The organism is Staphylococcus sp. HMSC62B09 (assembly GCF_001839115.1).
In the GTDB taxonomy this organism is placed as follows: domain Bacteria; phylum Bacillota; class Bacilli; order Staphylococcales; family Staphylococcaceae; genus Staphylococcus; species Staphylococcus haemolyticus.
Genome location: NZ_KV840080.1, coordinates 27385 through 41695 on the forward strand (window position 1 = coordinate 27385; position 14311 = coordinate 41695).

The window sequence follows — 14311 nt, forward strand, 5'->3', positions numbered from 1 at the left end:
ACAGAGTATGTAAAACGCTATTGATTACTATTTAACAAGGAGTAAAGTAATGAGCATAATTTCAAGAAACCACATCGAATTTATGAAGCAATTCATTGATGATACTAATACTTTAACTGCAAAGTTATTAAAAGATCAGCAAAGCAAGTATGGTATTTCAATGGAGCAATCCAATGTTCTAAGATTGCTAAGCCATCATCAAGTATTATCAATTACTGAAATAATTGAAAAACAAGGTGTTAATAAAGCAGCAGTAAGTCGACGTATCAAGAAACTAATCGATAGTGGCTTCGTAGCATTACAAAAGCCAAATAACAATATTGATCAACGACTAAAATATGTTGCTCTAACGGAAAAAGGTAGAAAATATACTGAAGAAAACAATAAAATAGTTAGCGATATGGTTAGTGATATGGTAGCTGATTTATCAAGTAAAGATATTGAGAAAGCTTTAAGTGTATTATATATAATAGATGAGAGAGTAAAAAAATTTAATTCAAAAGTTTAAATTAGTATGAAGGTCTAGAATGATTATTATATAATAGAAATCATATTCTTAATTTGAAATTAAAATATCAATCGATAAATATATTCTAGTAGAGGGGAAGTTGGTGACTAAATGAGTACATGTCCGAAATGTGGACAGAAAATTGATAGTAACTTAAACAAATGTCCTAATTGTGGAAATAAATTAGACAATAAAGACAATCAAATAAACTCCCCTCAAATCAACACATCTAATATTAGGATAAGAAAGTTTATTCCTTGGGCTATCTTTGCGTTCATCATTGTTTTACTAATTATTGTGTTTGTATTGGTTAGAAATTACAATTCACCTAATGCGCAAACAAAGATTTTAGTTAATGCAATTGATAATAATGATTCACAAAAAGTAGCGACGCTATTAAGCTCTAAAAATTCTCATATAGATTCTGATGAGGCAAGTGTATATATAGACTATATTAGAAGTGAAGTTGGAATGAAGAAGTTTGCGCGCGATATTAAATCTACAGTAGAAACACTCAATAAAAGTGATTCAAAAGAGGCAATTAATTTAAAAACGCGTGCAGGTAATAACTACTTACGTGTAAGTAAAAATGGTACACGATTATTAATATTCGATAATATGAGTTACACTGCTCCTACAAAGAAGGCAATTGTGAAACCTAAATTGGATACGAAATATGAATTTAAAGATGGTGGAAAAAAGAAAACAGTTATTGCTGATGCGAATAAGACGACTTCACTAGGTACTTATATCCCAGGTATATATTCTGTTGATGCTAAAAAAGAAACAGAATATGGTGAGTTTAGTGGTCAACTTAAATTTGACTTTAGATATGGAAAGAGTAACACAGTTGAAGTAAATGAAAATTTCAACGAAGCGTTATTAACAGTCAAATTAAAAGGAAAAAGTGATTTAGACAAAGGCTCATTAAAAGTTGAAATAAATGATAAACAAATGAAATATAGCAGTTCTAGAGAATATGGACCTTATCCTCAAACGAAAGATGTTACAGTTTCTGCACTAGGTAAGGCAAAAGGGAAAACATTCCATGCAGAGACAAAAACAATCAAAGCAAGAGATTTAGGTAATATTAATAGTGCTACATTAGAGTTTGATGATGAAGAGATTAGTGATTATATCGAGGAAAAAGAAGCGGAAGAAAATAGTTTGAAAACAAAGCTAAGTAATTTCTTTAGTAATTATTCTTTCACTTTGAATTCAGCTATTTCACAAAATGATTTCAGTTTAGTGAGTACATTTTTAAAAGATAAATCGAGTATCTATAAGTCTATAAAAAACAATTTAAACCAATCAGTTGCTTTTATTAATCCACAAGTTGTAAGTGCTAGTCAAAAAGGCAACACGATTAATACTAAAGTGCAACATTTAAATAGCAATGGGCAGTATGAAACCACTAATTATGAATTAAGAGAAGATAGTGATACGGGTAATATTCAATTAGTTGATTCAAAATAAATGAATGAGTAGCGATCGAAATTGTATCTTTAACATTCATTCTAAATAAGTATTTGTAGACTGAACTGAGAAGGTGATTAAATGAAGCTTTTCTCAGTTCTAGTCATTTATAAGAGAATGAACGAAACACAAACTTAAAATTTCAGTAAGTGGTTTAAAAATTCGAAAGCTAGAGTAATATTGAAGCATGTTTTATTCCAACTTATTAAATTTTAATCAATACATAAAAATATGAAACCTAAAAAGGTGGGATAATATAATGGATATAGAGCAAAAGCAAAAGAAAAATTCACCGTTATTTATTATTATATTGGGTGCTTTAACTGCTATAGGTGCTTTATCTATAGATATGTTTTTGCCAGGGCTACCAGAATTAAAAAATGATTTTAATACGACTACTGCTAATGCACAACTAACTTTATCTTTATTTATGATAGGTTTAGGGTTAGGTAATCTGATTGTAGGTCCAATATCCGATAGTATTGGGCGAAAGAAACCACTAGTTATATCAATGATTATATTTGCTTTAGCAAGTTTAGGTATTGTCTTCGTTGAAAATATTTGGATTATGGTATTTCTTAGATTTATTCAAGGGTTTACTGGAGGCGCTGGAGCTGTTATATCAAGAGCGATTGCTAGTGACATGTATCGTGGAAATGAACTGACTAAATTTTTAGCACTGCTCATGCTAGTTAATGGAGTAGCACCTGTGATTGCGCCAGCTTTAGGGGGCTTAATTTTGAGTTTTGCTGTTTGGCGAATGGTTTTTGTCATTTTAACGCTATTTGGTGTATTAATGGTGTTAGGTTCATTGTTTAAAGTTCCTGAATCTTTATCGGTAGAAAATCGTGATAGCAGTGGAGTGAATGTGATTTTTAGTAACTTTAAAAGTCTACTCACAACACCACGATTTGTCTTACCAATGCTCATTCAAGGCGTTACATTCATCATGTTATTTAGTTACATTTCTGCATCACCATTTTTAGTTCAAAAAATATATGGTGTTTCGCCATTACACTTTAGTTGGATGTTTGCAGGAGTGGGAATCACACTTATTATTGCGAGTCAGATTGCTGGAAAATTAGTAGACTATTTTCACCCACAAGTGCTACTACGTGCATTTACAATTATCCAAATCTTTGGCGTTGTGATTGTGTCATTAACATTAATAAATCATTGGCATTTTGCGTTATTAGTTATAGGTTTTATCGTTTTAGTGGCGCCAGTTACAGGCGTCGCGACATTAGGATTTTCAATTGCAATGGAAGAACGTACAACCGGAAGCGGAAGCGCATCAAGTTTATTGGGATTATTACAATCTTTATTAGGCGGCCTTGTGACACCACTTGTTAATCTAAAAGGTGAATATAACAGTATGCCTTATATCATTATTATTAGTCTCACAGCAATTTTACTTATCATTTTACAATTATTAAATATTAAAGTATTTAAACATGACAAATTATAAAAGAAATTAAATTAATTACTATGCTACGATGAAACAATTAAATACAGTATCAAAGTGAAGAAGCCATTAATCGAGTTAACTCAATTAATGGCTTCTTCATTGGCTAAATACAACTATCTTTGAACTTTTAAAGTATTAGCTAGTAATGCACTTGCTACTTCATCCGGGCTTTCTTGACACCCTAATCTTAACCAATTTAAAATGACACCTATTTGACCACTCATTGTATAAGTTATAAAAAAGGCACGTTTTGAATGGCTGTATTATTTTCTCCTAAAATTCTCGTGTAATACTGTTTCGTAATATCAGTATATTCCATAACTAATTCTTTATTTGGATGGGAAATAAAAATAGCGTGGTAAAACGCTTTTTTTCTATAGATATATTTTAGAATAATATGGAAGAATTTATAAACTTTTTCAGGATTTTTTTTAATATTATCAAAATTAAAAGAGAATGTGTTGAGTAAGTGTTCGTATTTATTCAAATGATAATTTTGGATTTTTGATAGCAAGTCAAACTTATCTTGAAAGTGATCATAGAAAGTTGACCGATTGACATTACTATTTGCACAAATCATCTTTATAGACATATTTTCGAAGGGATAAATTTCTAATAAATCAATTAAACTTTTTATAATTTTATATTTAGCGTTTTGCTTCATTTTGTCACCTGATTTATTTTGTACTTCATTTAGCCGACAATTTACTAATAATTGTTGGTGTTAATTTTATTTATATGTCTTTATAATATTAAAAGTGATTTTGAAAAGCAAATAGGAGGAAATGTTCAATGAAGAAAATGGTGTTAATTAATATCATCACAATCGTTGTTCTAGTTGTAGTTGGTATTGTAGGTTTCTACTTATATCATAATGCTACAAGCTTTGTAACAACTGATAATGCCAAAGTTGATGGAGAACAAATTCAAATCTCTAGCCCAACTTCAGGTCAAATTAAATCTCTTGATGTAAAACAAGGGGACAAAGTTAAAAAAGGTGACAAAGTAGCAGAAGTGAGTGGTCAAAGCCAAAGCGGTGAGTCACAAACAATGGATATCAAAATGCCACAAAACGGAACTATCGTTAAAACAAGTGGTATGGAAGGTTCAGTTGCACAAGCAGGTTCACCAATTGCTTATGCTTACAATTTAGATGATTTATATATTACAGCAAATATTGACGAAAAAGATGTTAGCAGTGTAGAAAAAGGCGACAAAGTTGACGTAACAATCGACGGTGAAGATTCTGACGTTGACGGTAAAGTTGAAGAAGTAGGCCAAGCAACTGCAGCTAGCTTCTCATTAATGCCATCATCTAACACTGATGGTAACTACACTAAAGTATCTCAAGTAGTACCAGTTAAAATTTCTTTAGATTCTGCACCATCTAAAAATGTTGTTCCTGGAATGAACGCTGAAGTAAAAATTCATAAAGACTAAGGAGGTCATAGAATGACAACGACCTTCATTGTTGGATATATTGTTTTAGCGGTCATTTTAGTTGGTTTAGTTAACGTTCTTGTGTTGAAATCACGTAAGAAGCGTAAGAACCAAGCTAAGGGACAACACGTAAATGAAGAATCTAAAAGTCAAAGTAATCCATCTAAATTTAAAATCAGTGACTTAGACCGAGATAAAGCGTCGAATCGCACGCAAGATTCTCAAAGAGACGATGATAAACAGCGTCACACGAACTCTGAAGATAGACACATTGAAAATGATAAACGAAAAAATCATTTCGAGAATGAACAAGATCAGCAAGATCATGCATCAGAGCAAATACATCCTGAGCAAAAGCAAGCATCACATTCCTTACATTATGCTGATGATGCTACTGAGGATGACAAAAAAGATGATGATGTAAACAATCAACATCTACCTAAGGATTCAATTTATGAACCGATTAATCCTGATTCTCAAGAAGGACGTGTAAACGAACGTATTAAGAAACAAAAAGAAGATTTTGTTTTTGGAAAAGGGATTACAAGAAATAAAATTTTAGCAGCAATGTTGTTTGGTATGTTTATAGCCATCTTAAACCAAACGTTATTAAACGTTGCATTGCCTAAGATTAATACAGAATTCAATATTTCTGCGTCAACTGGACAATGGTTGATGACAGGATTCATGTTAGTAAATGGTATTTTAATTCCAATAAGTGCATTCTTATTTAATAAATACTCTTATCGTAAGTTATTTATTATTGCACTTTTATTATTCACTATTGGTTCACTAGTATGTGCACTTTCTAATAACTTCCCTATGATGATGGGTGGACGTGTACTACAAGCCATTGGTGCTGGTGTGTTAATGCCATTAGGTTCTAACGTAATCGTTACAATCTTCCCACCAGAAAAACGTGGCGTTGCAATGGGAACGATGGGTATAGCAATGATATTGGCGCCAGCTATTGGACCAACTTTATCAGGTTACATCGTTCAAAATTATCATTGGAACGTTATGTTCTATGGTATGTTCTTCCTAGGAATTGCTGCAATGATATTCGGTTATTTCTGGTTCAGATTATATCAAAGAACAACAAATCCAAGAGCCGACTATCAAGGTATCGTCTACAGTACGATTGGATTTGGTGCACTATTATACGGATTCAGTGAAGCCGGTAATAAAGGTTGGGGTTCAGCTGAAATCGTAACGATGTTCATAATTGGTGCGATATTCATTGCTGCATTCGTCATTCGTGAATTAACAATGAGAGCGCCAATGTTAAATCTTGAAGTGTTGAAATCATCAACATTTACACTAACAACTATTATTAACATGGTTGTTATGATGAGTTTATTCGGTGGTATGATTTTATTACCAATCTACTTACAAAATTTACGTGGCTTCTCAGCACTTGATTCAGGACTGTTATTACTTCCTGGTTCATTAGTTATGGGTATATTAGGACCAATTACTGGTAAGCTACTTGATACAATTGGTTTAAAACCTTTAGCATTGTTTGGTATAGCTGTAATGGCTTACGGAACATGGGAACTTACTAAATTAAATATGGATACATCATATCTTCATATAATGAGTATTTATGTGATTCGATCATTCGGTATGGCGTTTGTAATGATGCCACTTATGACAGCGGCCATTAACGCACTGCCACCAAGACTTATTTCTCATGGTAATGCATTCCTAAACACGATGAGACAATTAGCTGGTTCAATTGGTACTGCGATTCTTGTTACTGTTATGACGACGCAAACAACAAATCATGTTGGTGCGTTTACAGATGAATTAGATAAAACAAATCCTGTGATCCAAGACCACGTCCGTCAAATGGCGGCACAATATGGTGGTCAATCTGAAGCAGTACAAGCTATCTTAAAATACGTAAATCAGCTTGCATATATCGAAGGCATTAACGATGCATTCTGGATTGCGACTGGATTAGCAGTCTTAGCATTTATTTTAAGTTTATTCTTAAAAGGTAAAAAAGGCGCTGATGCAGAACATGAAAGAATGATGAATGCAGAAAGTAATAAATTTAAATAAAATGATGTTGGGGGACATTATTTTTAAAGTATCGGTACACTTCTTTAAGTGTGATCGATACTTTTTTTATTAGAAAAAAGCCATTGTGACTAAATGATTACGTCTACAATGGCAAAAAATATATTACTTGATTTTAGGATGGTTCATTTTTCGATTTCTGAAAAAGAAACTAACAATTAATAAAGCTAGACTACATACTAATAAAATAAGCGCATTATGAATAGCATCCGCTTCACTAATAATTTGATTAGCAGAAACATTTAACGAGAAACTTTGTAGTTTATCAGCAATTCGTTGACCAATTACTTGTATTGCATATCCGAAATACAGTGACATGATCAATAATATTGAAATCACAATAAAATTTAAAATCTTTAATAAAGTTCGATTGAAGATAATAGTCAAAATAGTGATAACTAAACTTACAATTGTTAAAATGAAAAATATATTAAAAACAAATACGAGACGATTGGCCACATCTTCAAGATTAGCTAATTGGCTTAAATTAATATTAAGTGTACCTATTTGTGTAACCGTATACTGAAAATCTTTAATCTGACCGTAACTAATGGGTTGATTAGCAAATGCTAAATTAAAGATAGGTTGTTTGTACATACTATAACCCGTAATAGCTACTAATATGAAAATTATGATTTGGATAATTAAACTCACCCAAGATCTTCTTTTTCGGTTGTTACGATTAGAACGAAGATAGTTGTGATTATCAATAGGAGATTTATTATCATATTGTGTTGTTTTTCTTTCTGACACTTTTCTAACTCCTTTTCTATAATTCATTTGTTTTCTAAGATTGACTAATTTATACTGAATTTAATATGCAATTAACAATATTATATTAAATATTTAATCATGATTTTTTTGAACATAGTTTTCATTATATCGCTTTTTGTGCTAAATGTAATGACGTTTAAGTAATTTATTATTAATTAAGGTAGGTAGAATTTTATGAGATCACATATGGTTAATCGAATCATCAATCGATACTTACTGCACAATCGTTCAATAATGTTTGATAATGATTCAGATTTCGATAAGTTCATGGATAAAAGAAAAGATATTAATCAAGCGAAGCATAAGCAACCTTCAAGTTTAAATGTTAAATCTAATTTAGATAAGTTGTCACACGATGATATGCAAGTATTTAGATTTAATTTTCGTCATGAAACAAAAAAGAAAATTCTCTATATTCATGGTGGTTATAATACGTTACAACCCTCACCATTTCATTGGAGGTTTATGGATAAACTTGCACTTAGTACGCTTTATGAAGTTGTGTTGCCAATTTATCCTAAAGCACCAGAACACCACTTTCAAGACACATTTAAAGCAATCGATGGGATATATCAATCTTTATTAGAAGAAGTGGATGCCAAGCATATCGTTATTATGGGGGATGGTACTGGGGGCTCATTAGCACTAAGTTACGTTCAACAACTTGTGGCTAATAATCAACCATTACCTAATAAAGTTTATCTACTTTCACCAATGTTGGATGCAACATTGACTAATCCTGAAATAACTAAGGATTTAAGCAATAAAGACCGTTTCGTCAATAGGGATGGTTTACAACGTATATTCAATGTATGGACGCAAGGAGAAGCACTAGCTAATCCATTAATATCACCAATTTATGGACAACTACACGATTTACCACCTATCGTTTTATTCGGTGGTGGCAGAGAAATTTATCATCCAGATATGAAGCGTTTTGTATATAATTTGGAGGATAAGGGACAACCAGTTCAATTCTTTGAGTATCCGAAAATGTTCCACGATTTCCCTTTATTCCCTATACGTGAGTCACACAAAGTAATTAAACAAATTACTAAGACGATTGATGCTTAATTAACATCAAACAAAACATAGTTTGATATAAAAAAGTACTCTAAGTCTACTTAGCAGATATGACGTAGGTAATTGAACTGAGAAGGGCATTTAATTGTTCCTTCTCAGTTCTTTTTGTTGAAGATGAGTTCTCGTCTTCTGTCACTTCAAATCATGAAATATGAATAACTTCATTGTTCAAAATTTAAATTAAATTTTGAACTTTAGTTATAACCGTTTGTTGACCTAAGTTATGATAATAATTGTCTATGCCTTGTGCCAAATCTATTTGAGATACATCTTGTTGATTTAACAAATTCACTAAATTAGATGATAAGTTCGCAAATTGACTTGCATAGTCATTTAATAAATGTTTCAAAATTTCCTCATTTTCCTCTGATGCAACGATATTTTGTAATGCTTCAATAGCTTGTTTCTGTCCTTGATAATAACTAATATTAAATGCTCTTTTAAGCAATTCCTGACTGGGACCATTCATAAATAATTGTTTAGTAATATTGAGTTCTATTAAGTCTACTTTAAGCTCATCATTTAAATCATATAATAATTCTAAAAGTTGATTGCGGAATTGTGATACCATTTTTAGTTCTCCTTTTTAGGTATTCCTATTTGATGACCTAATTGTTTAGGCCATTCAATAGTACCTTGTTGACTATAATAATTAGCAATGTTTTGATGATAATCACTTGGAAAAGGAGCAGACTTATGTTTGTTACTGTCAATTCCCATCATGATAACTTCGTTAGTTGCAGCTAGTTCATCTTCATCTGTATAAAGCATTAAAAAGAAATGTACACGTTTATAATCATAATCATAAATATAAACTTCGATTCGGTAAGCTGAATTGAGTGATAACTCTGCTAGGTACGTCGTATGTTCTTCTAAAGTGAACATTGTGTATTGAAGTACCTCACGTTCCTTTAAAGAAAGTCCATGCGTGTAGTTAAATTCATTTACAGCTTCACTAAACACTTTATTATATTCTGAGTCATGCATGTGGTTGTTATAATCAATTTGATTTGTTTCTACCACTTTATTAATAATTACAGGATTACTCATTACTAAAGACCTCGCTCATATATTGATAGTTCTATTTTACTAAATAAAAATAACACATACACATGATTTAATTCATGGTAGAATGAAAGACGTATGGTTATGTAGGAGGTAAACGTAACAATGACTATGACAATTCGATATCAAACTAAAAATCAATCGCTCACTCAAGTTGATAGTGTGAAGGAGATTCCTGAAACAGCAACAATTGTATGGTTTGATTTTGAAAATGCAACACAAGCAGAGAATGATTATTTAATAAGTCAATTTGAATTTAACTATTTAGAGTTAGAAGACGCCATTACAGGTGTGCCACGTGTAAAATATAAATCCTATGAATCATATCAATATTTAGTATTTCACAGTATGTACAAAGATGATTTTTCTCCAATTTCTTTAAATGTATTTTTAAGTGAGAAAGTACTTGTTACATATCACCACAAACATTTTGAATCGTTAAATGAAGTGGCTAAAATGAATGCACAACATCATGATTCAGACTTGGATTGTGCAGATATAGTGATACATATTTTAGATATGATGGTTGATAAGTATTTTGAATTCGTATATACAATTGAGGATAAAACATATAACTTTGAAGATGCACATGTAGATGATACTCAAAGTAAAAAAATAATGGATAATGTTTTTCAAATTAAATCTGATTTAATCAAAATTAAAAGGGTATTATTCCCTATGCAAGAATTAGTTAATACAATTAAAACTGAAGGTAATTTGATTGTAGATAGTAAGCATTCGATGTATATTCAACATATCGATGACCATCTTATAAAGCAAAATAATATCATAAGAACATCACAGGAGATGGCTAATGAAATAAGAGAGAACTTCGAATCTTATTCATCATTTCGAATGAATAGTATCATGCAAGTATTAACATTGGTTTCAGTCATTTTCTCACCTTTGACATTTATTGCAGGTGTCTATGGCATGAATTTCGAATATATGCCAGAACTTAAATGGCAATATAGCTATCCAATTTGTATGATCGTCATGTTAATTATAGCTATTGCATTGATTATCTTTTTCAAAAGAAAAAAATGGTTCTAATATATTATGAAACTTTATTAATTTAAGCAAAGGTAGGTACAAAGATGAGTGACTTTCAAAGAGAACAGAGGAAAAATGAACATGTTGAAATAGCAATGGCTCAAAGTGATGCACCTCAATCAGACTTTGATCGAGTGAGATTCGTGCATCATTCAATCCCTAGCATAAATGTAGATGAAGTAGACTTAACAAGTCAAATAACAGATTTTGATATGACATATCCTATTTATATCAATGCGATGACAGGCGGCAGTGAATGGACAAAACAAATTAATGAGAAACTTGCAGTTGTCGCTAGAGAAACTGGATTAGCAATGGCTGTAGGCTCTACACATGCCGCTTTGAGAAATCCTAAAATGGCGGAATCATTCAGTATTGCACGTCAAACCAATCCAGAAGGTATAATTTTTAGTAATGTTGGTGCCGATGTTCCTGTAGATAAAGCCGTAGAAGCGGTTAGTTTATTAGATGCACAGGCTTTACAAATTCATGTGAACGCACCACAAGAACTTGTGATGCCTGAAGGAAATCGTGAATTCTCGACTTGGTTAGATAATGTAGCAGCTATTGTTCAACGTGTTGATGTTCCAGTTATTATTAAAGAAGTTGGCTTCGGCATGAGCAAAGAACTATATAAAGATTTAATTGATGTTGGTGTTACATACGTTGATGTAAGTGGTAAAGGTGGAACAAACTTTGTCACAATTGAAAATGAGCGTCGTTCAAATAAAGATATGGACTATCTTGCAAATTGGGGACAGTCAACTGTAGAGTCATTGCTTGAAAGTTCAGCTTATCAAGATTCACTTAATGTCTTTGCTAGTGGTGGTGTACGTACACCTCTAGATGTTGTTAAGAGTCTAGCATTAGGGGCTAAAGCTGTAGGTATGTCTCGACCATTCTTAAATCAAGTTGAAAATGGGGGCATCACGACAACGATTGAGTATGTTGAGTCATTTATTGAACATACGAAATCAATTATGACAATGTTAAATGCAAGAGATATTAGTGAATTAAAACAAAGTAAGTTCGTTTTCGATCATAAGTTAATGTCATGGATTGAACAACGCGGTTTAGACATTCATAGAGGATAATATTGAATAGGTCATTCAACCATAATTCGCATTAATAAATTATACAAAGAAAGCAAGTTGAGAGTTTGGACTCCCAACTTGCTTTTTTATAATGCATAATATAAAACTTTAGTTTCCAAAAATATTAATAAAGCCCATAACGATAGGTACACCTGCTAAGTCAATTAAGAAAGCTCCAACTATAGGAACGACAAGATATGATTTTGGTGAACTACCATATTTTTTAGTAATTACATCTAAATTTGCCATCGCATTTGGTGTAGCCCCTAAACCATGACCTATAAATCCACCAGCCATAACAGCAGCATCATAGTCTTTACCAAGCACTCTAAATAGTATAAAGAATGCAAATAATGATATAAATAAGACTTGAACTAAAACGATAGCGATAAGAGGTAATGCAAGTGAATATACTTGAGTAAGTTGAATACTCATCAGTGCTAGTGATAAGAATAAGCCTAGAGCTACATCACCAATTTGATCAATCAGTTTTAAATCGATGAGTTGTATGTTCGCATATTCCGATACATTTCGAATTGCAACTGCTACAAACATTGAGCCTACATACATAGGTAAACTTTGACCAGTTAAATTAGAAAATTGATCACCTATCCATGTACCTAATGACATGCACAGTGCAATAATTGTTAATTGTAGAAAAAATACTTGTGTAGGTTGATATTTACGATGTAGCACTTCATTAGATTCTACTTTACTATAATCTTTAAACGAATCATCGCTGTTTTCAGGTTTTAGGTTATAGCGTTTAATGAGTGCCTTTACTAATGGTCCACCAATTAATCCACCAAATACTAAGCCTAAAGTTGCTGCTGCAAGTGCAGCAGTAATAGCTGAATCAATATTAAAACTTTCTTCAAGCGTTTTACCATAAGCCGCTGCATTCCCATGTCCACCTTCCATTGACATTGAACCAGCTGTTAAACCTAACAATGGTTTAATATGTAATACTTTAGCTAATGAGATACCAATGAAATTTTGACATATTGCCAGAAATGCACAGCATACAAAGTAAAGTATTAAAACTTTCCCACCAATTTTAAATAATTTAAAAGATGCACCTAATCCAATAGTAGTGAAGAATACCATCATGAAGAAATCTTGAATAAAGCTAGCATCTAATTTAATTTGAATAATATTTAAGGTATCTAAGACTGCAACTAGAATTGCAAATAGTAATCCTCCTATAACGGGAGGTGGTATACAAATTCTTTGTAAAAATGAAACGTGATTGACGATGAATTCACCTAGTAAAAATAAAAGACAGGCAAGACATAGTGTTGTGACCGCATCTATTTCCATTTATATAGCCCCCTTTATAAACGAGTTAAAAAATTTTAAATAGCACTTCTTGTAAGCGCTATAAATCCCCATATATAACATTATACATATAAAAATTATAGATTTCTAGGATAGGTATAATGGTTTTTATATAATACGAAATTTTAATAAGTTTATAAAAAGATAAAAATCTAATTGGAATATTAATTTGTAATATCTATGAAAATAGATTTGTTGATATTAAACAATTTAGAAATAGTCATAAAGGCCCATTCTAAGGATTAAAATTTCTAGAATGTCTTTTTTCTTTATTTCCAAGTTTCATCTGGGTTTAGGCAGTCTGATTTACGTATATGTGAAACAAATGGATTACCTTTAACTGTGTATCGTAGCGGTTTATTAGTCCAGTCGCCTTTATTCGGTATTCCAATTCTAGCACTTTCAACAATATCCCTAGGGTATTTACGGTGTTTAGTATCAATGGATAAGCGACAATCATTTAATGTGGCACCATCAATTGCTCTAGGTATATTAAACGCTTTTGTCCATTTTCCTGGTCCATTTGTTAATTCATATCCTGACTTATTACGATTATGTTTCATCATTTCTATGCCATCTAAAGGTTCAATAGCTCGAATCAGTACTCCTTCAGGGACACCTTCGTTTTGAGTTACGAAATTCACTAATAGATGTGTGTGCATCACATGTCCGTAAATGGTGCCGCCTCTTTTATAAAGTGAAGTCACTTTAGGCGTTTGCTTACCTCCAAATCCATGAGCTGCTCGATCTGTAAAACCTAAATAAGCTTCTGTTTCAACAATATAGCCACTATACGTTTGAAATTCGTCTTCATACATGACTTTGACACCTAATAACGCTTTAGCGGTTTCAGTCGTTGGTCTTGATACAAAATCCATATGAACACCTTCTTCCTCTTGAAAATTTAATAACTGATAATTAAAGCTG

13 protein-coding genes and 1 pseudogene are annotated in these 14311 nt (G+C 31.9%); 8 read left to right on the forward strand and 6 right to left on the reverse strand.

The genetic code is table 11. The features are described from left to right. Window positions 1-49: 49 nt before the first annotated feature. From HMPREF3265_RS00200 to HMPREF3265_RS00210, 3 genes are all read left to right on the forward strand, one after another. Window positions 50-508 carry a MarR family transcriptional regulator TcaR gene (locus HMPREF3265_RS00200; RefSeq protein ID WP_053023283.1) on the forward strand — a complete coding sequence of 153 codons (459 nt, stop codon included), beginning with the start codon at window positions 50-52 and terminating at the stop codon, window positions 506-508. 111 nt (window positions 509-619) lie between these two features. Next, the gene (locus tag HMPREF3265_RS00205; protein ID WP_070442514.1) at window positions 620-1984 is read left to right on the forward strand and encodes a membrane-associated protein TcaA; all 1365 of its coding nucleotides are present in this window, start codon (window positions 620-622) and stop codon (window positions 1982-1984) included. Window positions 1985-2243: 259 nt separating this feature from the next. After that, window positions 2244-3452: a putative multidrug effflux MFS transporter TcaB gene (locus HMPREF3265_RS00210; protein WP_053025208.1), complete on the forward strand. Its 1209-nt coding sequence runs from the start codon at window positions 2244-2246 to the stop codon at window positions 3450-3452. Between the two features lie 113 nt (window positions 3453-3565). On the opposite strand, the pseudogene HMPREF3265_RS00215 reads toward HMPREF3265_RS00210, so the two are convergent. Further along, window positions 3566-4116: pseudogene (locus HMPREF3265_RS00215) on the reverse strand (TetR/AcrR family transcriptional regulator C-terminal domain-containing protein). A 128-nt stretch (window positions 4117-4244) separates the two neighbouring features. Here HMPREF3265_RS00215 and HMPREF3265_RS00220 point away from each other — a divergent pair. After that, window positions 4245-4892 (forward strand): HlyD family secretion protein, encoded by a 648-nt coding sequence (locus HMPREF3265_RS00220; RefSeq protein ID WP_011275030.1) that lies wholly within the window; start codon window positions 4245-4247, stop codon window positions 4890-4892. 12 nt (window positions 4893-4904) lie between these two features. Beyond that, window positions 4905-6959 (forward strand): DHA2 family efflux MFS transporter permease subunit, encoded by a 2055-nt coding sequence (locus HMPREF3265_RS00225; RefSeq protein WP_070860825.1) that lies wholly within the window; start codon window positions 4905-4907, stop codon window positions 6957-6959. Between the two features lie 123 nt (window positions 6960-7082). Here HMPREF3265_RS00225 and HMPREF3265_RS00230 read toward each other — a convergent pair whose 3' ends face one another. Then, window positions 7083-7730 carry a hypothetical protein gene (locus HMPREF3265_RS00230; protein WP_070485072.1) on the reverse strand — a complete coding sequence of 216 codons (648 nt, stop codon included), beginning with the start codon at window positions 7728-7730 and terminating at the stop codon, window positions 7083-7085. 195 nt (window positions 7731-7925) lie between these two features. Between HMPREF3265_RS00230 and HMPREF3265_RS00235 the strand changes: the two genes are divergently transcribed. After that, on the forward strand, window positions 7926-8825 hold the full coding sequence (locus HMPREF3265_RS00235; protein WP_070860826.1) for an alpha/beta hydrolase fold domain-containing protein: 900 nt from the start codon (window positions 7926-7928) through the stop codon (window positions 8823-8825). Window positions 8826-9009: 184 nt separating this feature from the next. Here HMPREF3265_RS00235 and HMPREF3265_RS00240 read toward each other — a convergent pair whose 3' ends face one another. Together HMPREF3265_RS00240 and HMPREF3265_RS00245 are read right to left on the reverse strand one after the other, a co-directional pair. Next, the gene (locus tag HMPREF3265_RS00240; protein WP_053025213.1) at window positions 9010-9405 is read right to left on the reverse strand and encodes a hypothetical protein; all 396 of its coding nucleotides are present in this window, start codon (window positions 9403-9405) and stop codon (window positions 9010-9012) included. Window positions 9406-9407: 2 nt separating this feature from the next. Next, the gene (locus tag HMPREF3265_RS00245) at window positions 9408-9884 is read right to left on the reverse strand and encodes a thioesterase family protein (protein WP_053025214.1); all 477 of its coding nucleotides are present in this window, start codon (window positions 9882-9884) and stop codon (window positions 9408-9410) included. A 120-nt stretch (window positions 9885-10004) separates the two neighbouring features. On the opposite strand from HMPREF3265_RS00245, the gene corA reads away from it, so the two are divergent. Together corA and fni are read left to right on the forward strand one after the other, a co-directional pair. Next, on the forward strand, window positions 10005-10952 hold the full coding sequence (gene corA / locus HMPREF3265_RS00250; RefSeq protein WP_070860827.1) for a magnesium/cobalt transporter CorA: 948 nt from the start codon (window positions 10005-10007) through the stop codon (window positions 10950-10952). Between the two features lie 44 nt (window positions 10953-10996). Then, window positions 10997-12046, forward strand: coding sequence for a type 2 isopentenyl-diphosphate Delta-isomerase (fni, locus tag HMPREF3265_RS00255; RefSeq protein ID WP_037549931.1), 1050 nt, complete (start codon window positions 10997-10999; stop codon window positions 12044-12046). 108 nt (window positions 12047-12154) lie between these two features. Here fni and gltS read toward each other — a convergent pair whose 3' ends face one another. Together gltS and HMPREF3265_RS00265 are read right to left on the reverse strand one after the other, a co-directional pair. Next, window positions 12155-13366 carry a sodium/glutamate symporter gene (gene gltS / locus HMPREF3265_RS00260; protein WP_053025216.1) on the reverse strand — a complete coding sequence of 404 codons (1212 nt, stop codon included), beginning with the start codon at window positions 13364-13366 and terminating at the stop codon, window positions 12155-12157. Window positions 13367-13653: 287 nt separating this feature from the next. Next, window positions 13654-14262 carry a DNA-3-methyladenine glycosylase gene (locus HMPREF3265_RS00265; protein WP_053021407.1) on the reverse strand — a complete coding sequence of 203 codons (609 nt, stop codon included), beginning with the start codon at window positions 14260-14262 and terminating at the stop codon, window positions 13654-13656. Between the last annotated feature and the right edge of the window lie 49 nt (window positions 14263-14311).

Coding starts and splice junctions, on each gene's coding strand:
- HMPREF3265_RS00205 (WP_070442514.1), top strand. CDS start 620: ATGAGTACATGTCCGAAATGTGGACAGAAAATTGATAGTAACTTAAAC.
- HMPREF3265_RS00200 (WP_053023283.1), top strand. CDS start 50: ATGAGCATAATTTCAAGAAACCACATCGAATTTATGAAGCAATTCATT.
- HMPREF3265_RS00220 (WP_011275030.1), top strand. CDS start 4,245: ATGAAGAAAATGGTGTTAATTAATATCATCACAATCGTTGTTCTAGTT.
- HMPREF3265_RS00225 (WP_070860825.1), top strand. CDS start 4,905: ATGACAACGACCTTCATTGTTGGATATATTGTTTTAGCGGTCATTTTA.
- HMPREF3265_RS00245 (WP_053025214.1), bottom strand. CDS start 9,884: ATGAGTAATCCTGTAATTATTAATAAAGTGGTAGAAACAAATCAAATT.
- HMPREF3265_RS00210 (WP_053025208.1), top strand. CDS start 2,244: ATGGATATAGAGCAAAAGCAAAAGAAAAATTCACCGTTATTTATTATT.
- corA (WP_070860827.1), top strand. CDS start 10,005: ATGACTATGACAATTCGATATCAAACTAAAAATCAATCGCTCACTCAA.
- HMPREF3265_RS00240 (WP_053025213.1), bottom strand. CDS start 9,405: ATGGTATCACAATTCCGCAATCAACTTTTAGAATTATTATATGATTTA.
- HMPREF3265_RS00265 (WP_053021407.1), bottom strand. CDS start 14,262: ATGGATTTTGTATCAAGACCAACGACTGAAACCGCTAAAGCGTTATTA.
- gltS (WP_053025216.1), bottom strand. CDS start 13,366: ATGGAAATAGATGCGGTCACAACACTATGTCTTGCCTGTCTTTTATTT.
- HMPREF3265_RS00235 (WP_070860826.1), top strand. CDS start 7,926: ATGAGATCACATATGGTTAATCGAATCATCAATCGATACTTACTGCAC.
- fni (WP_037549931.1), top strand. CDS start 10,997: ATGAGTGACTTTCAAAGAGAACAGAGGAAAAATGAACATGTTGAAATA.